16 protein-coding genes are annotated in these 21427 nt (G+C 73.2%); 13 read left to right on the plus strand and 3 right to left on the minus strand.

What is annotated here, in order from left to right:
- Nucleotides 1-87: 87 nt before the first annotated feature.
- From abc-f to IE182_RS15625, 5 genes are all read left to right on the plus strand, one after another.
- Nucleotides 88-1734 carry a ribosomal protection-like ABC-F family protein gene (gene abc-f, locus IE182_RS15605; protein ID WP_190110413.1) on the plus strand — a complete coding sequence of 549 codons (1647 nt, stop codon included), beginning with the start codon at nucleotides 88-90 and terminating at the stop codon, nucleotides 1732-1734.
- A 9-nt stretch (nucleotides 1735-1743) separates the two neighbouring features.
- Complete coding sequence (locus IE182_RS15610; protein ID WP_190110414.1) at nucleotides 1744-2403, plus strand: histidine phosphatase family protein; 660 nt, start codon at nucleotides 1744-1746, stop codon at nucleotides 2401-2403.
- 11 nt (nucleotides 2404-2414) lie between these two features.
- Nucleotides 2415-3308: an ADP-ribosylglycohydrolase family protein gene (locus tag IE182_RS15615; protein ID WP_190110415.1), complete on the plus strand. Its 894-nt coding sequence runs from the start codon at nucleotides 2415-2417 to the stop codon at nucleotides 3306-3308.
- 66 nt (nucleotides 3309-3374) lie between these two features.
- Nucleotides 3375-4076: a ribonuclease HII gene (gene rnhB, locus IE182_RS15620; RefSeq protein ID WP_190110416.1), complete on the plus strand. Its 702-nt coding sequence runs from the start codon at nucleotides 3375-3377 to the stop codon at nucleotides 4074-4076.
- A 59-nt stretch (nucleotides 4077-4135) separates the two neighbouring features.
- On the plus strand, nucleotides 4136-4726 hold the full coding sequence (locus IE182_RS15625; protein WP_190110417.1) for a hypothetical protein: 591 nt from the start codon (nucleotides 4136-4138) through the stop codon (nucleotides 4724-4726).
- Between the two features lie 61 nt (nucleotides 4727-4787).
- On the opposite strand, the gene IE182_RS15630 is transcribed toward IE182_RS15625, so the two are convergent.
- Both IE182_RS15630 and IE182_RS15635 read right to left on the minus strand, forming a co-directional pair.
- On the minus strand, nucleotides 4788-5375 hold the full coding sequence (locus IE182_RS15630) for a hypothetical protein (RefSeq protein ID WP_190110418.1): 588 nt from the start codon (nucleotides 5373-5375) through the stop codon (nucleotides 4788-4790).
- A 220-nt stretch (nucleotides 5376-5595) separates the two neighbouring features.
- Nucleotides 5596-7761 (minus strand): RecQ family ATP-dependent DNA helicase, encoded by a 2166-nt coding sequence (locus tag IE182_RS15635; protein ID WP_190110419.1) that lies wholly within the window; start codon nucleotides 7759-7761, stop codon nucleotides 5596-5598.
- Between the two features lie 156 nt (nucleotides 7762-7917).
- Here IE182_RS15635 and IE182_RS15640 point away from each other — a divergent pair, with 156 nt between their 5' ends.
- From IE182_RS15640 to IE182_RS15670, 7 genes are all read left to right on the plus strand, one after another.
- Nucleotides 7918-9357 (plus strand): DUF4192 domain-containing protein, encoded by a 1440-nt coding sequence (locus IE182_RS15640; RefSeq protein WP_229844844.1) that lies wholly within the window; start codon nucleotides 7918-7920, stop codon nucleotides 9355-9357.
- Nucleotides 9358-9560: 203 nt separating this feature from the next.
- The gene (locus tag IE182_RS15645; protein ID WP_229844846.1) at nucleotides 9561-11513 is read left to right on the plus strand and encodes a glycogen debranching N-terminal domain-containing protein; all 1953 of its coding nucleotides are present in this window, start codon (nucleotides 9561-9563) and stop codon (nucleotides 11511-11513) included.
- A 110-nt stretch (nucleotides 11514-11623) separates the two neighbouring features.
- The gene (locus tag IE182_RS15650) at nucleotides 11624-12385 is read left to right on the plus strand and encodes an NUDIX hydrolase (protein ID WP_190110420.1); all 762 of its coding nucleotides are present in this window, start codon (nucleotides 11624-11626) and stop codon (nucleotides 12383-12385) included.
- Between the two features lie 160 nt (nucleotides 12386-12545).
- Complete coding sequence (locus IE182_RS15655; protein ID WP_190110421.1) at nucleotides 12546-14333, plus strand: ATP-binding cassette domain-containing protein; 1788 nt, start codon at nucleotides 12546-12548, stop codon at nucleotides 14331-14333.
- A 175-nt stretch (nucleotides 14334-14508) separates the two neighbouring features.
- Nucleotides 14509-15447: a FadR/GntR family transcriptional regulator gene (locus IE182_RS15660; RefSeq protein WP_308432112.1), complete on the plus strand. Its 939-nt coding sequence runs from the start codon at nucleotides 14509-14511 to the stop codon at nucleotides 15445-15447.
- 378 nt (nucleotides 15448-15825) lie between these two features.
- Nucleotides 15826-17388 (plus strand): RNA polymerase sigma factor, encoded by a 1563-nt coding sequence (locus IE182_RS15665; RefSeq protein ID WP_190110423.1) that lies wholly within the window; start codon nucleotides 15826-15828, stop codon nucleotides 17386-17388.
- Between the two features lie 145 nt (nucleotides 17389-17533).
- Nucleotides 17534-18445 carry a S1 family peptidase gene (locus IE182_RS15670; RefSeq protein ID WP_190110424.1) on the plus strand — a complete coding sequence of 304 codons (912 nt, stop codon included), beginning with the start codon at nucleotides 17534-17536 and terminating at the stop codon, nucleotides 18443-18445.
- A 148-nt stretch (nucleotides 18446-18593) separates the two neighbouring features.
- On the opposite strand, the gene IE182_RS15675 is transcribed toward IE182_RS15670, so the two are convergent.
- A complete protein-coding gene (locus IE182_RS15675; RefSeq protein WP_086567216.1) occupies nucleotides 18594-18824 on the minus strand; it encodes a DUF7455 domain-containing protein in 231 nt (76 codons plus the stop codon).
- Nucleotides 18825-19257: 433 nt separating this feature from the next.
- Here IE182_RS15675 and IE182_RS15680 point away from each other — a divergent pair, with 433 nt between their 5' ends.
- Nucleotides 19258-21378: a DNA gyrase/topoisomerase IV subunit B gene (locus IE182_RS15680; protein WP_190110425.1), complete on the plus strand. Its 2121-nt coding sequence runs from the start codon at nucleotides 19258-19260 to the stop codon at nucleotides 21376-21378.
- The last annotated feature ends 49 nt before the right edge of the window (nucleotides 21379-21427 follow it).

A 21427-nucleotide genomic window follows, 5' to 3' on the forward strand; every position in this document is an offset into this window, starting at 1 on the left:
CTGTCATGCTGAGAGTAACGCAACTGCGGTTGCGTTTGTCGTCTCTGTCGGTGCTCGCGCGCTCTGCTCGCCCCCGGAGGTCCGCCCATGCCCACCCAGCTCTCTCTGCACAACGTCTCCGTCTCCCGGGGTGAGAGGCTGCTGCTCGACGGCGTGTCCCTCTCCGTGCGGGCCGGCGAACGAGTCGGCATCGTCGGGGAGAACGGCGCCGGCAAGTCCACCCTGCTGAAGATCCTGGCCGGCGTCGCCCGGCCCGACGACGGCACCGCCGTCACCTCGGCCGACGGGGGCATCGGATACCTACGGCAGACTCCCGGCCTTCCGCCGGACAGAACGGTCGCGCAGGCGATCGACGCAGCCCTCGCCGACCTGCGCGCCATGGAGAGCCGCCTGCGCGAGCTGGAAGCGGAGCTCGGCGCGGCGGGCCCTCAGGCACTCGACGAGTACGGTGCGCTCCTCACCGCCTTCGAGACCAGGGGCGGTTACGAGGCCGACGCACGGGTCGACAAGGCCCTGCACGGCCTGGGTATCGGCCACCTGGCGCGCGACCGCCGCCTGGGCAGCCTCTCCGGTGGTGAACAGGCCCGGCTCGGCCTGGCCTGCCTCATCGCGGCGGCCCCCGAGGTCATGCTGCTGGACGAACCCACCAACCATCTCGACGACGCCGCCCTGACCTGGCTGGAGGACACCCTGCGCGCCCACCGCGGCACGGTCGTCGCCGTCTCCCACGACCGGGTCTTCCTCGACCGCGTCGCCACCGCCGTCATCGAGGTCGACGCCGACCGGCGGACGCTCGTCCGCTACGGCGGCGGCTACGCCGGCTTCGTCGCGGAACGGGCCGCGGCCCGCCGCCGCTGGGAACAGGAATACGACCAGTGGTGCACGGAGACGGCCGCCCTGGCCGAGACCGCCGCGACCACCGCCCGGAGCGTGGCGCCGGGGCGCGCCATCAAGGACGGCAACAAAATGGCCTACGACCGTGACAAGGGCCGCGTCCAGTCCTCCGTCTCCACCCGCGTCCGCAACGCCCGGGAACGGCTGCGCAGGCTGCAGGAGAGCCCCGTCCCGCGCCCGCCGGAGCCCCTGCGCTTCGCGGCCGGACCCGCGCTCGGCACCGCCGGCGGAGCCCTCGTCACGCTCGACGGCGTACGGGTCGGCGACCGGCTCGCGGTCGACGCCCTCACCGTACGGGCGGGCGAGCGGATGCTGGTGCACGGCTCCAACGGCGCCGGGAAGTCGACACTGCTGCGGCTGATGGCCGGCGTCGCCCGGCCCGATGCCGGCACCGTGCGCAGGAACGGCCGCATCGGCTACCTCGCCCAGGAGATCCCCGTGAACCGGCCCGCGGAGCGGCTGCTGGACGCCTACGGGCGAGGACTGCCGGGCACGGACGAGGAGCAGCGGGCGCAGCTCCTGGCGTACGGCCTCTTCCGTGAACGCGACCTGCACGTGCCCGTCGGATCGCTCTCGGCCGGGCAGCGCCGACGCCTCGCCCTGGCCCGGCTGCTGGCCCGGCCGGCGGACCTCCTCCTGCTCGACGAACCCGCCAACCACCTCGCTCTGGGGCTGATCGAGCAGCTGGAGCAGGCACTGGCCGCATGGCCGGGCGCCTTGGTGATCGTCTCCCACGACCGGGCGCTCCACCGGCGCTTCACGGGCCGCCGGTGCGCGATACGCGCAGGCCGCGCGGAGATCACGGAAGAGCGCGAGGCAGTCGCCGCCTGCGCGAACTAGGGTGGCGGCATGGCACGGCCCCGGCGCATCGTCCTCATCCGGCACGGAGAATCCGAAGGCAACGTCGACGACACGGTCTACGAACGGGAGCCCGACCACGCCCTGGCGCTGACGGCGACCGGCCGCAAGCAGGCCGAGCAGGCCGGCGTCCTCCTGCGCGAGCTCTTCGGGGACGAACGCGTCTCCGCCTACGTCTCGCCCTACCGCCGCACCCACCAGACCTTCCAGGCCCTCGGCCTCGATCCCGCCCGGGTCCGCGTCCGGGAGGAGCCGCGCCTGCGCGAGCAGGACTGGGGGAACTGGCAGGAGAGGGAGGACGTGCGCCGCCAGAAGGCGTACCGCGACGCCTACGGCCACTTCTTCTACCGCTTCGCGCAGGGCGAGTCGGGTGCGGACGTGTACGACCGGGTCGGTTCCTTCCTGGAAAGCCTGTGGCGCAGCTTCGACGACCCCGGGCACCCGCCGAACGTCCTGCTCGTCACGCACGGCCTGACCATGCGGCTGTTCTGCATGCGATGGCTGCACTGGACCGTCGCCGAGTTCGAGTGCCTGTCCAACCCGGGCAACGGCGAGACGCGCATGCTGCTGCTCGGGACCGACGGCAGGTATCACCTTGACCGGCCGTTCGAGCGCTGGTGCACCCCCGAATCGTATGGCTTCACCGGTTAGAGTTCGCTGCGATGACAACTGACCGATTCCACCGAGCCCTGGCGAGCCTGCGAGGGCTGGCCGTGGGTGACGCCCTCGGCTCCCAGTTCTTCGTCCCCGCCCACTATCCGTCGCTCAAGCGCCGCGAGCTGCCGCCCGCGCCCTGGCGGTGGACCGACGACACCGAGATGGCCTGCTCCGTGCTCGCCGTCCTCGCCGAGCACGGCCGCATCGACCAGGACGCCCTCGCGCGCTCCTTCGCCGAGCGCCACGACGCCGACCGCGGCTACGGCCCGGCGGTCAACCGCATGCTGCGCCTGGTCAGGGAGGGCGGCGACTGGCGCGAGCTGGCCGCGGCCCTCTTCAAGGGACAGGGGTCCTGGGGGAACGGCGCGGCCATGCGCATCGCCCCCCTGGGCGCCTGGTACGCCGACGACCCCGAGCAGGCGACGCACCAGGCGGAGATCTCGGCCTACACCACCCACCAGCACCGCGAGGCTGTGGCCGGAGCCATGGCCGTGGCCGCCGCCGCGGCCCTGGCGGCCGGCCCGGCCGGCACCCTCACCCCCGAGAGCCTGCTCGACGGCGTGGTCGCCCTCGTGCCGCGCAGCGCCGTCCAGCAGGGACTGCGCCGCGCCCGCGACATGCTCGACTACAGCGACGCGACCACCGTCGCCGCCGTCCTGGGCTGCGGCCGCCGGACGAGCGCGCACGACACCGTGCCCTTCGCCCTGTGGGCCGCTGCCCGTCATCTCGACTCGTTCGAGGCGGCGTTCTGGACGACGGCGCAGGCCGGCGGCGACGTGGACACCACGTCCGCCATCGCCGGCGGCGTGGTCGCCGCAGCGGAAGGAGGCGCTCCGCCGGCGGACTGGCTGCAGCACACCGAACCCCTGCCCGACTGGCTCCCTAAGGCCGTGCGCTGACCGGACGGTGTGGAGTGGGGGCGGGGCGGGACAGCTCGGCGTCGGGGGCGTAACCTTACAGGCGCCATGCCCTACCAACCGCCTACCCACAGCGTCGAGCGCTCGCTCCGAGCGACGACGGGAGCAAAGATCGTCGCCGGTGTGGACGAGGTCGGCCGGGGCGCCTGGGCCGGACCCGTCACCGTGTGCGCGGCCGTCACCGGCCTGCGCCGTCCGCCCGAAGGGCTGACGGACTCCAAGCTGCTGACCCTCAAGCGGCGCACGGCGCTCGCCGCGGCCCTGGAGACGTGGGTCACGGCCTACGCACTGGGGCACGCCTCGCCGCAGGAGATCGACGAGCTGGGCATGACGGCGGCGCTGCGGCTGGCCGCGACCCGCGCCCTGGACGGCCTGCCCGTGCGACCCGAGGCGGTGATCCTCGACGGCAAGCACGACTACCTCGGTGAGCCGTGGAAGGTCCGTACGGTCATCAAGGGCGATCAGTCCTGTGTGGCCGTCGCCGCGGCTTCCGTGATCGCCAAGGTGCGGCGCGACACGCTGATGGCCGAACTGGGCGCCGTCCACGCCGACTTCGGGTTCGGCGACAACGCCGGATATCCGTCGCCGGTGCACCGCGCCGCCCTGGAGGAGCTGGGGCCGACCCCGCACCACCGGCTGTCGTGGTCGTATCTGGACGCGCTGCCCCGGTGGCAGCACCTCAAGCGGGCCCGCATCAGCCCCGACAACGTGGCATTGGAGGCCGGAGGCCAGCTCGGCTTCGACTTCTGAGTGGCCCGAAACGCCACCCGCCGACGCGACTCGCACCGGCGTTTGATAGACATCACCCCATGCCTCTCATCCCCGAGGAGCCTCAGATTCACGAGAGTGTCCCGGGTCCCCGCGCAGTTCCGGCCGCCGGCCGTCCCGCGATGACCCCCCGCCCTGTCCCTGGTCCCCGCCCGGCCCCCGCGCGGTCCGGCGATCCCGGCCCGCGCAGCGGCCCCGTCCCGGGCCCACGTCCTCCGCGTCCCGCGGCGGGCGCCCCGGCGGCCACCGCGCAGGTCCAGCTGATCCCCGCCCCCGCGGAGGGTGCCCTGGGCGCCGCGGACGAGGCCGTCGACCTGCTGCTCGACGCCGGCCGGGCGCCCGGCGAGGTCCTGGTCCTCACCACCGGCGACCCCCACCCGTGGGCGGCCCACGAGCTGTCCTTCGGCGAGGCGTCCTACTGGGCGCAGCACGACGCCGGGGACGACGTCTTCTACGCGGCCGCCGATGCCGAGCGTGCCGCGTCCCGCCCGGTCGTGGTCGTCGCCGTCAACGGTGGTTCGGACGCCGAGGTGGCCCGTGCGCTCCCCGCGGCCATGGCCCGCGCCGGTGCGCTGCTGATCGTCTGTGGTGACCCGAAGCGCGTCAACGCCCTTCTCTCCGCAGGCGTCTGACGTCCGGGTCCGGTGGCCGGCCCGCCCGTGAGGGGCGTGTCGGCCACCGTGCCGTCCCGGGTCACCGGGCGGCGGTGCGGCGGTGCGCTTCGGGCGCTCCGCCGCCGAAGCCGATCCGTGCGGCCGGGTAGGGCGAAGAGCGGGGGCAGCGTCCGCTGCGGCCCTCGCCGAGGATCTGCCAGCCGCTTCGGGTGAGGGTGATGTACGCGCCGCAGCGCAGCCCGTGCAGGCTGCATGCGTCGCGCAGCCCCCACATCCACGCACCGTCCTCCTCGGTCCAATGGGCCTCGCCCTCACGGCAGTAGAGGAGTACGGCCGTCCGTATGGGCACCCGTCTGCGCAGGTCGTGCGGGATGATCTGGCGCAGTCGGCTCAGGAGCGCATTGCGCAGCTCCCAGCCGTCGGCGACGCCCGCCCGTCCGGTGTGTCGTGCGAAGGACGCACTGGCCGCGAGCCGTTCGTCGGGATCGAACACCGCGATGACGGCCGTGGACGGTGTCGGCAGGTGGCGGGCGTACAGACCGGTGACGACCTCGCGCGGATTGCGCAGCAGGGGGATGCCGGAAGCCACCCACTCGGCCGGCTCAAGCAGCCTGCCCAGATGGGGAGCGGAGTCGGCGGACGGTGCAGGAGCGAAGCCGAAGGCCACGGTTCTCCCTTCGTCTGCACGCCCGCGGAGCCGGGCGGAGGGGCAGGCAGGGCGGCCCGCCGCGACGGCAGCCTTGGCAGACCGCGAGCGGGCGGGGGTGGGGAGCAGGTTCAATTCTCGCGGCCCCATCAGCCGTGCGGCAACGATCAATTGACGCCAGTGACCGGTATCTGACGATCCGCCGACTAAATTCCGCTTCGCCTTGCCCGCCCGTCCCGGTTCACCCCTGGACGGCCAGGACCAGGGGGAACACTTCCGCCGCCCCGGACCGTCGCAGCAACCGAGCCGCGACGGCAAGGGTCCAGCCCGTGTCGGCCAGGTCGTCCACGAGCAGGACCGGCCCGTCGGCCGCCGACAGTGCCTCGGCGAGCGCGGGGGGAACGGTCAGCGCTCCGTCCAGGGCCCGCAGGCGCTGCGCGCTGTTGGTCCGCGGAACCCGGGTGTCCGCTTCGGCGTGTCCGTACTCGACCGTGCCCAGGAGCGGCATGCGGCCGACCCGCGCGATGTGCTCGCCCAGCGAGCGGATCAGCCGCGGCCGGGTGCGGGAGGCGACGGTGACGACCCCCACGGGCCGCGCGGGAGCGTCCGGCGCCCCGGACGCCCAACCACCGCTTCCCCTCGCCCAGTCGGCCAGTACCGTGACCACCGCGTCCGCCACGTCATCCGGAATGTCAGCGTCCGGGACGTGGGGGGCGAGGAGCGGCCGCAGCCGGTTGCCCCAGCCGATGTCGGAGAGTCGCCCCAGCGCCCGGCCTGTGGCGGCCTGCTCGCCCGCCGGGATACGGCCCTTGAGGTCCACGCCGACCGCCGGCATGCCCGTGGGCCACATCCGCCGAGGTTCCACCTCCACCCCCGGGCGGCCCAGTTCGCCCCGGGAGGCGTCCAGGGAGCCGGCGGACACGTCGGCGCCGAACCGGGGAGCCGCGCAGTTGTCGCACCGCCCGCAGGGGGCAGCCTCCTCGTCGTCCAGCTGGCGCCGCAGGAACTCCATCCGGCACTGCGTCGTCGTGGCGTAGTCGCGCATCGCCTGCTGCTCCGCCTCGCGCTGGCGCGCCACCCAGGCGTAGCGCTCCGCGTCGTACACCCAGGGCTCGCCCGTCGCCGTCCATCCGCCGCGCACCCGGTGGACCGCCCCGTCCACGTCGAGGACCTTGAGCATGGTCTCCAGCCGCGAGCGGCGCAGCTCGACCTGGGGCTCCAGGGCGGGCAGCGACACGGGGCGCTCGGAGGCGGCCAGCACCGCCAGCGTGCGGCGGACCTGCTCCTCCGGGGGGAAGGCGAGCGAGGCGAAGTACTTCCAGATCGCCTCGTCCTCGCGGCCCGGCAGCAGCAGCACTTCGGCGTGCTCCACGCCGCGTCCGGCGCGTCCCACCTGCTGGTAGTAGGCGATGGGGGAGGACGGCGAGCCCAGGTGGACGACGAAGCCGAGGTCGGGCTTGTCGAAGCCCATGCCGAGGGCGGACGTGGCGACGAGCGCCTTGACGCGGTTGGCGAGCAGGTCCTCCTCCGCCTGCTGGCGGTCCGCGTTCTCCGTCTTGCCCGTGTACGAGGCCACCACGTGCCCGCGGCGCCGCAGGAAAGCCGTGACCTCCTCGGCGGCGGCGACGGTGAGGGTGTAGATGATGCCGGAGCCCGGCAGCTCCTCCAGGTGGTCGGCGAGCCAGGCCAGGCGGTGCGCGGCGTCGGGCAGGGTCAGCACACTCAGGCTCAGGCTCTCGCGGTCCAGCGGGCCGCGCAGGACCAGCGCCTCCTCCGCGCCCTCGCCCGTGCCGAGCTGCTCGGCGACGTCGGCGGTCACGCGGGCGTTGGCCGTGGCGGTGGTCGCCAGCACCGGGACACCGGGCGGCAGGTCGGCCAGCATCGTGCGCAGCCGCCGGTAGTCCGGCCGGAAGTCGTGCCCCCAGTCGGAGATGCAGTGGGCCTCGTCGACGACCAGCAGACCGGTGGCGGCCGCGAGCTTGGGCAGCACCTGGTCACGGAAGTCGGGGTTGTTGAGCCGCTCGGGGCTCACGAGCAGGACGTCGACCTCGCCCGCGGCGACCTCGGCCTGCACGGTCTCCCACTCCTCGGTGTTGGAGGAGTTGATCGTGCGGGCGTGGATCCCCGCCCGGGCGGCGGCGTCCACCTGGTTGCGCATGAGGGCGAGCAGCGGGGAGACGATCACCGTCGGGCCGCTGCCGCGCTCGCGCAGCAGCGCGGTCGCGACGAAGTACACCGCCGACTTGCCCCACCCCGTGCGCTGCACGACCAGCGCGCGGCGGCGGTGGGCGACGAGCGCCTCGATCGCGCGCCACTGGTCCTCGCGCAGTCTCGCCGTGCCCGTGGTGTCTCCGACGAGACGGGCGAGGACGGTGTCCGCCGAGGTGCGGAGGGCTTCGTTGGTCATGCCCCCATGCAACACGAGGGCACTGACAAAGCGCGAATGGGCCGCGTGGCCTGTGGAAAACCCCGGCGGCAGGTTGTCCACAGCGTTAGTACGACAATATTCCGGAGTTATCCACAGGGGTGGCGGGTCCGCTCGGCCCCGCGGGACTCTCGGGCCATGACGCAGCCCGATGAATCAGCTCCCATGTCGTCCTCGCCCGCCCCCTCGACCCCCTCGTCCGCGGTTCCTTCACCTGCCGGGGGAAGCGGACCGGAGACGCAGATCACCCTGCGCAGCCCTGCCGAACTCGCGGACGCGCTGCCGTACCTGATGGGCTTTCACCCGACCGACTCGATCGTCCTCCTCGCGCTGCACGGCGAGCGCGGCCGCTTCGGCGGCCGGCTCAGGCTCGGCATCCCGGGCAATGAGGCCGAATGGCCCGACGTCAGCGACCAGCTCGCCGAGACCCTCGTCACCGGCTGCGACAAGCGCGGCTCCCGCCCCGACGGCATCGTGCTGTTCCTGTGCCAGGACCCTGCGGAGGGCGAGACGGGCCGGCAGGTGAGGGAACGGCTCCACCCGCTCGCCCAGAGCCTGCGCCTCGCCTGCGGCGGGCTCGACGTCCCCGTGTACGAAGCCCTGTGCATCTCCGACGGCCGGTTCTGGTCCTACTGCTGCCCCGGCGAGCGCTGCTGCCCGTCGGAAGGCGTGCCCCTGGCCCTGCCGGGCACCTCGGTGATGGCCGCGGCGGCCGCCTACGCCGGCATCCAGGTCCGCGGAACGCTCCGCGAGATGGAGGCGCGCTACGCGCCGCTGACCGGCCCCCGGGCCGGGGAACAGGAGACGGCACTGGACGCGGCCGCCGCGGATCTCGTTCCGCGCATCCTGTGGGGTACGGACGGCGAGACCGTCCGTCAGGAGACGCTCGCCCTCGCCGGTCTGCTCATCGGGCGCTTCCACGAAGCCCCGCCCGTGGCCGGCCGGGCGGCGGCCGACGAACGCGACGACGCCTTGGTGGCCGCCGACGAGGCGGCGGCCATTGTCCTCGGCCTCCAGGACCGCACCACGCGGGACCGGGCCGCCGAATGGATGGAGGGGCCGCAGGCCCCGGCCGCGCTGCGCGTGTGGCGCGCCCTCGCCCGGCGCTGCGTGCCGCCCTACACCGAGCACGCGGCCGCCCCGCTCACCCTCGCCGGATGGGTCGCCTGGTCCACCGGCGACCAGCCCGAGGCCCGGGTCGCCCTCAGCAGCGCCCTGAGCGCCGACCCCGACTACCTCTTCGCCCAGCTCCTGCACCGCGCCTGCAACGACAGCATGGACCCCGAGCTCCTGCGCCGCTGTCTGCGCCGTGAGCGCGCCGGCCGGGCCGTGCACCCCCCGACGCCGGACGCGGGCGCCGCCCCGGTCCTACCCACGGAAGCGGCCACGGCCCCGTCGGCCCCGGACACCCCGGCACCCGAGGGACGAAGCCGCAGGACCACCGGCCCGGGCGGGCCCGGCGGCCCTGCCGGCCCGGGCGGGGCACGCCGCCCCGCGGGCCCGGCAGGGGCGAGCGGGCCCGCCGGGAAGGCCCGGCCGCGGCGTACGGGGCCGCGAGGGGTGCGTGGACGACAGTGACCGGGGCCACTGCGCATCCCCGTGACCTCCACGGGCCCCTCGCCGTTCACCTGAGTGGCCCGCAGTCGTCGTCGGTCGTCCAGGCCCGTGATGCCCACAGGGAGCGCAGACACGTGCAAGGCATTGCCCCGAACGGTCCCTCGATCCGCCGCCCACCCGAACAGAGACGGGCCCCCGCCGGCCGACCCCAGGGACCGCAGCCCGTGCACGAGGCGCTGATCTGCGTCGCACTGCCCGCGCTCGCGATCTCCTCCCAGCATGGGCAGCTCACCGGTCACGGCCTCGACGGCTTCTACCGCAGCGGGCGACGGCTGCTGGCCCGGTGCCGGGTCAAGGTCGCCGGCGCCGAGCCGGTGCCCGTCCAGGGGCGCATGCTCGGCGCGGAGCGGGCCCGCTTCGTCGGTACGGTGCGCACCCCCGCCGACGCGGGGCCCGACCCGGCCGTCACCGTGGAACGGGTCCGGGACGCCGAGGGCATCGAGCGGATCACCGTGCGCAGCGCGGCCGTCCACGAGCTCCGGCTGGTCGTCGAGGTGTCCCTGGGCACCGACCTGGCCGAGCTGGGCGCGATCGCCGCGGGACGGGCCGGGCCCGAGGTGCCGGCCGCGGTGCACGGTTCCGGCCTGCGCTGGTCCACCCCAGGGCTGCACGCCGTCGTCACGGCCGACCCCCCGCCCGGGGACGCGCTGGCCTCGGCCGGCCTGCTCTGCTGGGAGATACAGCTGCCACCCGGCGGCAGCCGCACCGTCGAGCTGCGGGTCCGCCCGGAATTCCCCGGCAGGCCCCGCACGCCCGAGCCGGCCGTCCACGGCCGCGGCGGAGCGGCGCCGCCCTGGGGCGACGCCGAGGCCGACGGGGACGATGCCCGAGCCGCGGCGCTGCTGGCAGCCGGCCTCGACGACCTGCGGGCCCTGCTGGTGCGCGATCCGGGACACCCGGCCGATGCCCACCTCGCCGCGGGCATCCCCTGGCGGTGCGGTCACCTCGCGCCCGCCGAGGCCCTGTGGGCCGCCCGGATGACCTTGCCCCTGGGCGTGCGGCTCGCCGCCGGCACGCTGCGCACCCTGGCCCGTACGCAGCAGACCGGGCCGGGCCCTGACCGCGGCCGCATGCCCGGTGCCCTGCGGCACACAGGGGCGCATCTGCCGCCCGGCTGCACGGGCGTCGAGGCCACGCTCCTGTTCCCCGTCGTGCTCGCGGAGGCCAGGCGCTGGGGTCTGCCCGCCCAGGAGACGCAGGCGCTGCTCCCCGCCGCCGAGCGCTGCCTGGACTGGCTGCGGACCGCGGCCGGGGACGGCGCCTATCTCGCGGACCCGGTCCCGGGCGGCCCGTACCGCTGCGAGGTGCAGGCGCACGCGCACCGGGCCGCCCTGCTCGGCGCGGACCTGCTGGAGTCGTACGACCGCCCCGGGGCCGCTGAGCTGCGGGAGTGGGCGGCCGAGCTGCGCCGCCGCTTCCGTGAGGGCTTCTGGACCGACGACCCGGGCGGCGGGCGTCCCGTGGCGGCCCGGACGCCCGACGGCCGGCGGATACCTCACCTGGGGAGCGCCGCCGCGCATCTGCTCGACACGGGGCTGCTGGGCGGCGGGGAGTATGCCCCGGGGCTGCTGGACCGGGTGCAGACCGAGCAGCTGGCCCGGCTGCTCGGCAGCCCCGCCCTCGACTCCGGCTGGGGGCTGCGCAGCCTCGGCTCCAAGGAGCCCGGCCACAATCCCTTCGGGCACCGCAGCGGGGCCGTGCGGGTCCATGAGACGGCCGTGGCCGTGGCCGGGCTCGTGGCGGCGGGCTACGAGAAGGAGGCGAGCGGCCTCCTGCGCGGGGCGCTGGACGCCGCCGAGGTCTTCGGGTACCGGCTGCCGGAGATGTACGCGGGGGAGCAGCGCACCGCCGGCAGCGCGCCGCTGCCGCATCCGGCGGCGTGCCGGCCCGCGGCCGTCGCGGCGGCGGGCGCGGTCCACTTGCTGGCCACGCTCGCCGGGGTGCGGCCCGACGTGCCGGCCGGCACGGTGGCCCTCCGCCCTCCGCGCACCGCGCCCCTGGGCGAGCTGCGGTTCACCGGGCTCCGCGTGGCCGAGCAGCCGTTCGCCGTCCGGATCAGCAGACTCGGGCTGGGCATGGTCGAGGAGGCAGCCGAAGGGCTGCAGCTGGGGGCGTGAGGGGCATGGGTACGGGGTTGTCCGAAGGGCTCCTCACGGACCGCGGTCGAGAGCCTGTCCACCGTGACCAAGAGCCTGTTTATCGTCAGGCAGACGACTATGATCACGTCATGCCCTACGACCCGTCGGCCTTCCCGCCCTTCGCCGTCACCGTGGACCTGGTCGTGCTCACGGTGCGACAGCACGCGCTGTGCGCGCTGGCCGTGCGCCGCGGCGAGCCCCCGTTCCAAGGACGCTGGGCGCTGCCCGGCGGCTTCGTCCGGGGTGATGAGGACCTGGCGACCGCGGCCGCTCGCGAGCTCGCCGAGGAGACGGGGCTGCTCGCCCACGACCCGGCGGCGCCCGCGGTCGCCAACGCCGCGCACCTCGAACAGCTCGCCACGTACGGCGACCCGAAGCGCGACCCGCGCATGCGAGTGGTGAGCGTCGCGCACCTCGCCCTCGCGCCCGATCTGCCCGCCCCGCGCCCGGGCGGGGACGCGCGCAGCGTGCGCTGGGCGCCGGTGGAGGACCTGCTGGACCAGGAGGTGGGCTACGGCCGCGAGGACGAGCAGGCCGCCCCGCTCGCCTTCGACCACGCCCGCATCCTCGCCGACGGCGTCGAGCGCGCCCGCTCCAAGATCGAGTACTCCTCGCTGGCGACGGCGTTCTGCCCGCAGGAGTTCACCGTGGGCGAGCTCCGCCGCGTCTACGAGGCGGTGTGGGGCGTCGCCCTGGACCCGCGCAACTTCCACCGCAAGGTCACCGGTACGCCCGGCTTCCTCGTCCCCACGGGCGGCACGACGACGCGCCAGGGCGGCCGACCGGCGCAACTCTTCCGGGCGGGCGGGGCCACGCTCCTCAACCCGCCGATGCTCCGGCCCGAGGCCTGATCGGGCCGGGCCGGCACCGGCCCGACCGGGGGACGGAAGCGGGGGTTCGGCGGCGCCGGGTGTGACACACGTGCTGGAAGATGCTCGCGGTGCGTCGCAAATAGGACATATCGGGTTACGGTGCTCCGGTACGTGCTGCCGCCGTCCCGCGAGTGAAGCCATGATCCAGGCCATTGGGCTGACCAGCGTCCCCCGCCGTCACCAGCCACCCGTCGTCGACGACCTCACCTTCGAAGCCCGTCCGGGCCGCGTCACCGTCCTGCTCGGTGAGCCCGGAGCCGGCAAGACCGCCGCCCTGCGCCTCCTGCTGCGGCTCGACCCGGGCCGCGGCGTCACCCTCTTCCGGGGTCGCACCCTGGACCGCATCCCCCACCCCACCCGCGAGATCGGCGTGATGCTCGGCGATGTCCCGGGCCACCCCTCCCGCACCGCCCGCAGTCACCTGCGCATGCTCAGCGCGGCCGCCGGCGTCCCCGTGGAGCGCGCCGACGACGTCCTTGAGGTCGTCGGCCTCAGCGGCCTCGCCGACCAGCGCCTCGGCGACTTCTCGCTCGGCATGGACCGGCGCCTCGGCCTCGCCTCCGCCCTCCTCGGCGACCCCCACACCCTCGTCCTCGACGACCCCGCCCACGGGCTCTCCCCCCGCGAGACCGCCTGGCTCCACGGGCTCCTGCGCGGCTACGCCGCCCAGGGCGGCGCCGTCCTCGTCACCTCGCGCGACGCCCAGGAAGCGGGCCGCATCGGGGACCAGGTGGTCACCATCGACCAGGGCCGTCTCATCGCCGACCAGGACACCGCCGCCTTCGCGGGCTGCCGGCTGCGCCCCCGCGTGACCGTCCAGTCGCCCCTGGCCAACCGCCTCGCCCACGTCCTCGCCGCCGAGGCCGACACGGCCGACGAGGTGACGGGCGGTCCTTCCGTCGAAGTGGTGCACGAGGGCGGCAGCCGCATCTCGGTCTACGGCAGCACCTGCGCCGCCGTGGGGGAGGCCGCCTTCCGCCACGGCATCCTCGTGCACCGCCTGGCCGAGGAGGTCGGCGACACCGGACCGGTGACCCCTCTGCAGCGCGCCGACGGCCGCCCCGCCGACACCCCGGCGGACGAGGCCGCCGCACCGGAGAAGGCGGTCCCGCGGCCCGCGGCCGACGCCGGTGAGGGCCCCGGCGGCCGCCTGACCGCGCCCGGGCCCGTCTGGCCCCTGCGGTACGAACTGCGCCGGGCCACGGGCGTACGGACCGGCTGGAACGTGGCCGCGGCCGCGCTCGCCGCCTCGCTGGTCGCCTCCGTCCTGCTGGCGCGCACCGACGCCTCCCCGTCGCTGCGGCTGCTCACGGGCTGGCCGGTCTGGCTGCCCCTGCCGCCGGCCGCGTTCGCCGCGGGGCTGCTCGGAGCGCTCGCCTTCGGCCAGGAGTTCCGCTACCCGGCGCTCGCCCCGGATCAGGGAACGGTCCCGCGCCGCCTGGGCCTGCTCGGCGCGAAGCTCGTCGTCACGGCCGGGGCGGCCCTGCTGCTGGCCGTCGCCTCGGCCGGACTGGACGCCGCCGTCCTGCGCCTGCTCTTCGGCCGGTCCGCCGTCCTCCTCGCGGACGGCTGGGGCGTGCCCCTCGTGGGCTGGGCCGGCCTCGTCCTGGGGTGTGCCTGGGCGGGGTTGCTCGCGGCGGGGCTGTTCCGGTCCACCGCCCTGGGGCTGGTGGCCGTGCTGGCGGTGCCGACCGTGGTGGTGCCCGTCCTGGGCGGACTGCTCTCCCGCCCCGCGGCCCGTTCGCTGATCGGACTTCCGGAGCGGCTGCGCTCGGCCGCCGTCGTGCAGTGGCCGGCGGGCCTCGACCAAGGCGTCTCCGCGGCCCTGCGGCTGATGTCGCAACCCACCGGCTGGGCCCTCGCCCTGGCGCTGGCCGGGCTGCTCGGCGCCTATGTCCTCACGGTCTTCAGGGGGCGACCGAGGTGAGGGCTGTGCTATTGCGCCGGGTTGGGCAGCAGCGAACGCAGAGTGACAATCGGTCGGAAGAGGCCGGAGGAATCGACCCATCCTCCTTACGCTCCGCATTCGCCCCCTCGTGCAAGGTGCCCGATTCTGTCCATTTGGACGTCAATTGCGAGGTAATGGGCGATCACCCTTTCGTGTGCTTTTCACCAAAGACCTCAAGGGGCTGAGAGGTGTCGCCGACAAAGGAAGCGTGAGTACCCTTGCGCACACCATGATGACCGCGGCTCGCCCCGCCGACTCCGGCCTCGCCGGCCCGGGCGAGCTTGACCGCTACTCCTACGCGGAGGCCCCCGGGGTCGACCGCGTCGCCCCGTCCGCCTGGGACGGGGACGCGGAGCTGAGCCGGGCCGGCCGCCGCGCCGCCGGCAGCCGTGGCCGGGGGCTGCACGGCCAGCTCGTACAGCAGCTGGGCCAGATGATCGTCTCCGGTGACCTGGGCGCCGACCGCCCGCTGGTCCCGGAGGAGATCGGCCAGCGCTTCGAGGTCTCCCGCACCGTCGTCCGTGAATCCCTGCGCGTCCTGGAGGCCAAGGGCCTGGTCAGCGCCCGGCCCAACGTCGGCACCCGGGTCCGCCCCGTCAGCGACTGGAACCTGCTCGACCCCGACATCATCGAGTGGCGGGCCTTCGGGCCCCAGCGCGAGGACCAGCGCCGGGAGCTCTGCGAGCTGCGCTGGACCATCGAGCCGCTGGCCGCCCGGCTCGCCGCCGGCCACGGCCGGGAGGACGTCCAGCAGCGGCTCGCCGACATGGCCGAGATCATGGGCCACGCCCTCGCCCAGGGTGACTCCCTCACCTTCGCCCGCGCCGACGCCGAGTTCCATTCACTGCTGCTGCAGGTCGCGGGCAACCGGATGCTGGAGCACCTCTCGGGCATCGTCTCGGCCGCCCTGCACGTCTCCGGCGCCTCGGCCGGCGGTTGCGACCGCCCCACCGAGGCGGGCGTCGGGCAGCACCTGCGGATCGTCGACGCCGTGGCCGCGGGCGACGCCGCGGGGGCCGAGGCGGCGATGCGCCAACTGCTCGTCACGCACCCGGAGGTCGAGCGCGTGGTGCCCGCGCCGCGCGAGCACTGAGCGCGGAAGGGCACCGGAGCGCGGTACGTACGGGACCGCTCGTCCAGCGCGCGCGTACGGCCGTGCGCGCGGGCCGGACGAGCGTTCTGCACGCCGCGGACGGCGACCGAGTCGTCGATCTGTCCACTTCAGTGGCTGTTCACCCCGTTATGCGGTGTGACTCGGGCCACGAGGAACGGGCGTAACGCTCCTTGAGGCAGCGCGATGACTAAAGAGGTGGTGGTCGCGGAGGGAATACAGGTCTCGTCCGAGGCGCTGTGTTGCTCTGCATCATCGCCCGCGCCGTCGGTTCATCCTTGCCGACGGTCGTCGGAACCGGTCGCCCGTCCAGGGCGGGCCGGTGCCGGAAGCCGTTTCCATCGTTCCGAGAGGTTGTTCGTGTCGGCCAGCACATCCCGTACGCTCCCGCCGGAGATCGCCGAATCCGAGTCTCTGATGGCGCTCATCGAGCAGGGAAAGGCCGAGGGGCAGATCGCCGGCGACGACGTGCGTCGGGCCTTCGAGGCTGACCAGATTCCGCCAACCCAGTGGAAGAACGTTCTGCGCAGCCTCAACCAGGTCCTCGACGAGGAGGGTGTGACGCTGATGGTCAGTGCCGCAGAGGCGCCCAAGCGCACCCGCAAGAGCGTCGCAGCGAAGAGCCCGGCGAAGCGCACCGCCACCAAGGCCGTTTCCTCCAAGACGGTCACGGCCCGGCAGGCGTCCGCTTCGACGTCCGCCGCGTCCTCGGCATCCGCCCAGGGCGCGTACGACGCCGAGGCCGACGAGGCCGTGGCGCCCGCCAAGAAGACCGCCGCGAAGAAGGCGGTCGCCAAGAAGACGGTGGCCAAGAAGGCCACCGCCAAGAAGACGACGGCCAAGAAGACCGCCGCGAAGAAGGACGCCGACGAGCTCCTCGAGGACGAGCTCCTCGAAGAGACCCCCACCCCGGGCAAGGGTGAGGAAGAGGACGAGAGCGGCGAGACCAAGGGCTTCGTCCTGTCCGACGAGGACGAGGACGACGCCCCTGCGCAGCAGGTCGCGGTCGCCGGTGCCACGGCCGACCCGGTCAAGGACTACCTGAAGCAGATCGGCAAGGTCCCCCTGCTCAACGCCGAGCAGGAGGTCGAGCTCGCCAAGCGCATCGAGGCCGGTCTGTTCGCCGAGGACAAGCTGGCGAACTCCGACAAGCTGGCCCCGAAGCTCAAGCGCGAGCTGGAGATCATCGCCGAGGACGGCCGGCGCGCCAAGAACCACCTGCTGGAGGCCAACCTCCGTCTGGTGGTCTCCCTGGCCAAGCGCTACACCGGCCGCGGCATGCTCTTCCTGGACCTGATCCAGGAGGGCAACCTCGGTCTGATCCGCGCCGTGGAGAAGTTCGACTACACCAAGGGCTACAAGTTCTCCACGTACGCGACCTGGTGGATCCGTCAGGCGATCACGCGCGCGATGGCCGACCAGGCCCGCACCATCCGTATCCCGGTGCACATGGTCGAGGTCATCAACAAGCTCGCGCGCGTCCAGCGTCAGATGCTCCAGGACCTGGGCCGCGAGCCCACTCCGGAGGAGCTGGCCAAGGAACTCGACATGACCCCCGAGAAGGTCATCGAGGTCCAGAAGTACGGCCGTGAGCCGATCTCCCTCCACACCCCCCTGGGCGAGGACGGCGACAGCGAGTTCGGTGACCTCATCGAGGACTCCGAGGCGGTCGTTCCGGCCGATGCGGTCAGCTTCACGCTCCTGCAGGAGCAGCTGCACTCCGTCCTCGACACGCTCAGCGAGCGCGAGGCGGGCGTGGTCTCCATGCGCTTCGGTCTCACCGACGGTCAGCCGAAGACCCTCGACGAGATCGGCAAGGTCTACGGCGTCACCCGCGAGCGGATCCGTCAGATCGAGTCCAAGACGATGTCGAAGCTGCGTCACCCGTCGCGTTCGCAGGTGCTGCGGGACTACCTCGACTAGTCCGGACGGTTCGTCACTCATCCACGCCGCAGGGCCCGGTACCTCCTCGAAAGGGACCGGGCCCTGCGGCCGTTCCGGGGTGCGGGGATGCGCACCAGGGGTGACTCTGGGTAAGTTGAAGACTCCATTCCGTCAGGAGAGTCCTATGCGAGCCCTGAGGTACCCACTGGCCGTGGCCGTCGCGCTGCTGCTGGCGGTCCCCTGCCCGGTGCGGGCGGAGGACCGCGGGGTCGTCGGGGGTCAGATCGTGAAGGTGGCCGACGCGCCCTGGATGGTGGCTCTGGCGAGCCGGGAGCGGTTCGGCGGTGTACGGTCCGGGCACTTCTGCGGCGGGGCCCTGGTGGGGCGCACGACGGTCGTGACGGCCGCGCACTGCCTGAGCCAGGAGGTCCTCGGTGTCGACGTCCTCGACGCCAAGGACCTGCGGGTGATCGTCGGCCGTGACGATCTGCGCGGCACCGCGGGCGCCGAGGTGCCGCTGCGGAGCATCTGGGTCAACCCGGACTTCGACACGGAGACCAATGCCGGCGATGTGGCCGTGCTCACGCTCGCGCAGCCCGCACCGACCGGCCGTTCGATCGGGATGGCGCAGGCCGGGGACGCGGCGTACGAGCCGGGTACGGCGGCCGGGGTCTACGGCTGGGGCGATGTGAACGGCACCGGTGCGTACTCGGTGAGACTGCGCGGCGCCCGGGTGCTCGTGCTCGACGACACGCTGTGCCGGCACGCCTACCCGGGCGGCCCCGAGGGCACGTACGACCCGGCGACGATGCTCTGCGGCGGGCTGCCGCTGGGCGGGCGGGATGCCTGCCAGGGGGACAGCGGGGGGCCGCTGGTGGCGCGGGGGCGGCTGGTGGGGCTGGTGTCGTGGGGGAGTGGCTGCGCCCAGGCGGGGCGGCCGGGGGTGTACACGCGGATCTCGTCGGTGGCCGCGCTGGTGCGGGCCCACAGCACCGAGAGTCTGTCGGGAGCGGCTCCTGCGGCGGCGCTGCCCGGTGCCTCGGCGCCGCTGGCCAGGCCGCAGCCCGAGGGTCCGGCGCACTGGGGTCCGCGGTGAACCGGCCGGTCGGCGCGGGGTGCGGGCGCACGAGGGTACGAGAGCGGGCGGCGTCCCCCGCTCTGGGGGAGCCGCCCGCGGCTGTCCAGCCCTGGGTGGCGGGACCTCGCTCGTCGTGGGGTGCGATGTGTCAGCGTTCCGTGGGGACTCAGTGGTCCTCGTCGGACGCGGACGCCGGGACGGCCGTCAGCCGCTCCGTCTCGTCCTGTATCTCCGCGGCGATCTTCTTGAGTTCTGGCTCGAACTTACGACCGTGGTGGGCGCAGAAGAGCAGTTCACCGCCGCTCATGAGAACGACGCGCAGGTATGCCTGAGCGCCGCACCGGTCGCAGCGGTCAGCGGCCGTCAGCGGGCTCGCGGGGGTCAGAACAGTAGTCACGTCGCCTCTTCTCTAGCTCGACGAGCTGTCGTACCAGGGTCAACATCCAACCAGGCCGAAAACGTTCCCGCTCGTGGCTTTTCCTCGAAACTTCCTTCCGAGTGAGCCGGATCTTGACGTTTGGCGGCGAATGAGCCGTATTGCGTGGGCTTACGGTTTCACATCGCTGGGGGCTGTCGTCCTCCCCGGCCGGCTTGCCGGGTTGTTCTTGAGGACGTGCCCGGAGCCTAAATGGTTCATGCCTCGAAGGGAACGTGATGTGCACGTCACCCCAACGGGGTATCGAACGCCTGATCGATTCTCGATTAGGATGGTTGTTCTCAAGGGTGGCGGCACAAAGGCTCTACCTGGCCTCGGTACCCTCTGAACGGCAACTGAGCCACTCATGTGCCCGAACTCTGGGCAGACAGAAATTCAGCGAGGAGCGAACCGCGTGACCGCCGATACGTCCGTGCCGTCCACCGCATTGCTGACCGGGGCAGACCGGGACGGATCCAACTACACCGCGCGGCACCTGCTCGTCCTCGAAGGTCTCGAAGCCGTCCGCAAGCGGCCCGGCATGTACATCGGCTCCACCGACAGCCGTGGCCTGATGCACTGCCTGTGGGAGATCATCGACAACTCCGTCGACGAGGCCCTGGGCGGGTACTGCGACCGCATCGAGGTGATCCTCCACGACGACGGCTCGGTGGAGGTGCGCGACAACGGCCGTGGCATCCCCGTGGACGTCGAGCCCAAGACCGGGCTGTCCGGCGTCGAGGTCGTCATGACCAAGCTGCACGCGGGCGGCAAGTTCGGCGGCGGCTCGTACGCCGCCTCCGGCGGTCTCCACGGCGTCGGCGCCTCCGTCGTCAACGCGCTCTCCGCGCGACTGGACGTCGAGGTCGACCGGAACAGCCGGACCCACTCGATCAGCTTCCGCCGTGGCGTGCCCGGCATCTTCACCGAGTCCGGGCCCGAGGCCCCGTTCGACCCGGCCAACGGCCTCCTCAAGGGCAAGAAGGTTCCCAAGGCCCGCACCGGCACCCGCGTCCGCTACTGGGCGGACCGCCAGATCTTCCTCAAGGACGCCAAGCTCTCCCTGGAGACGCTCTACGGGCGCGCCCGCCAGACGGCCTTCCTGGTGCCGGGCCTGACGATCGTCGTCCGCGACGAGCGCGGCCTGGACGGCCAGGAGAGCACCGAGGAGACCTTCCACTACGACGGCGGCATCAGCGAGTTCTGCGAGTACCTCGCGCAGGACAAGGCCGTCTGCGACGTGCTGCGGCTGAGCGGGCAGGGCACGTTCAAGGAGACCGTGCCGGTCCTCGACGACCGCGGCCACATGACCCCGACCGAGGTCACCCGCGAGCTCGGCGTGGACATCGCGCTGCGCTGGGGCACCGGCTACGACAGCACGGTGAAGTCCTTCGTCAACATCATCGCCACCCCCAAGGGCGGCACGCACGTGACCGGATTCGAGCGCTCGATCACCAAGACGGTCAACGAGGCCCTGCGCTCGGCCAAGCTGCTGCGCGTCGCCGAGGACGACGTCGTCAAGGACGACGCCATGGAGGGCCTCACCGCGGTCGTGACCGTCCGGCTGGCGGAGCCGCAGTTCGAGGGGCAGACCAAGGAGGTGCTGGGCACCTCGGCCGCCTCCCGGATCGTGGCCAACGTGGTGGCCAAGGAGCTCAAGGCGTTCCTGACCTCCACCAAGCGCGACGCCAAGCAGCAGGCCCGGGCCGTGCTGGAGAAGGTCGTGGCCGCCGCCCGCACGCGCATCGCGGCCCGCCAGCACAAGGAGGCGCAGCGGCGGAAGACGGCGCTGGAGTCCTCCTCGCTGCCGGCCAAGCTCGCCGACTGCCGCAGCGACGACGTCGAGCGCAGCGAGCTCTTCATCGTCGAGGGCGACTCGGCGCTCGGCACGGCGAAGCTGGCGCGGAACTCCGAGTTCCAGGCGCTGCTGCCGATCCGCGGCAAGATCCTGAACGTCCAGAAGTCGTCCGTCTCGGACATGCTCAAGAACGCCGAGTGCGGCGCGATCATCCAGGTGATAGGAGCCGGGTCCGGCCGGACCTTCGACATCGACGCGGCGCGCTACGGGAAGGTCATCTTCCTCGCCGACGCCGATGTCGACGGCGCCCACATCCGCTGCCTGCTGCTGACGCTCTTCCAGCGCTACATGCGGCCGATGGTGGAGGAGGGCCGGGTCTTCTCGGCGGTGCCCCCGCTGCACCGGGTGGAGCTGACCCACCCCAAGAAGGGGCAGGACAAGTACATCTACACCTACTCCGACAGCGAGCTGCGTCAGACGCTGATGGAGCTGGACCGCAAGGGTGTCCGCTACAAGGAGGGCATCCAGCGCTACAAGGGTCTCGGTGAGATGGACGCCGACCAGCTCGCGGAGACCACGATGGACCCGCGCCACCGCACCCTGCGCCGGATCAACATCAGCGACCTGGAGGCGGCGGAGCGCGCCTTCGACCTCCTGATGGGCAACGAGGTCGCGCCGCGCAAGGAGTTCATCACCAACTCCGCGGCGACGCTCGACCGCTCGCGCATCGACGCCTGACCGCGGGCGTCCACCCCCGGGTGGAGAGACGATCTCCACCCGGGCTCCA

It is taken from the genome of Streptomyces cinnamoneus (assembly GCF_014650495.1).
Lineage (GTDB): Bacteria > Actinomycetota > Actinomycetes > Streptomycetales > Streptomycetaceae > Streptomyces > Streptomyces cinnamoneus.

Bases quoted from the DNA above. Each gene is read 5' to 3' on its own strand.
- abc-f (WP_190110413.1), top strand. From the start codon at position 88: ATGCCCACCCAGCTCTCTCTGCACAACGTCTCCGTCTCCCGGGGTGAG.
- IE182_RS15610 (WP_190110414.1), top strand. From the start codon at position 1,744: ATGGCACGGCCCCGGCGCATCGTCCTCATCCGGCACGGAGAATCCGAA.
- IE182_RS15615 (WP_190110415.1), top strand. From the start codon at position 2,415: ATGACAACTGACCGATTCCACCGAGCCCTGGCGAGCCTGCGAGGGCTG.
- rnhB (WP_190110416.1), top strand. From the start codon at position 3,375: ATGCCCTACCAACCGCCTACCCACAGCGTCGAGCGCTCGCTCCGAGCG.
- IE182_RS15625 (WP_190110417.1), top strand. From the start codon at position 4,136: ATGCCTCTCATCCCCGAGGAGCCTCAGATTCACGAGAGTGTCCCGGGT.
- IE182_RS15635 (WP_190110419.1), bottom strand. From the start codon at position 7,761: ATGACCAACGAAGCCCTCCGCACCTCGGCGGACACCGTCCTCGCCCGT.
- IE182_RS15640 (WP_229844844.1), top strand. From the start codon at position 7,918: ATGACGCAGCCCGATGAATCAGCTCCCATGTCGTCCTCGCCCGCCCCC.
- IE182_RS15650 (WP_190110420.1), top strand. From the start codon at position 11,624: ATGCCCTACGACCCGTCGGCCTTCCCGCCCTTCGCCGTCACCGTGGAC.
- IE182_RS15655 (WP_190110421.1), top strand. From the start codon at position 12,546: ATGATCCAGGCCATTGGGCTGACCAGCGTCCCCCGCCGTCACCAGCCA.
- IE182_RS15670 (WP_190110424.1), top strand. From the start codon at position 17,534: ATGCGAGCCCTGAGGTACCCACTGGCCGTGGCCGTCGCGCTGCTGCTG.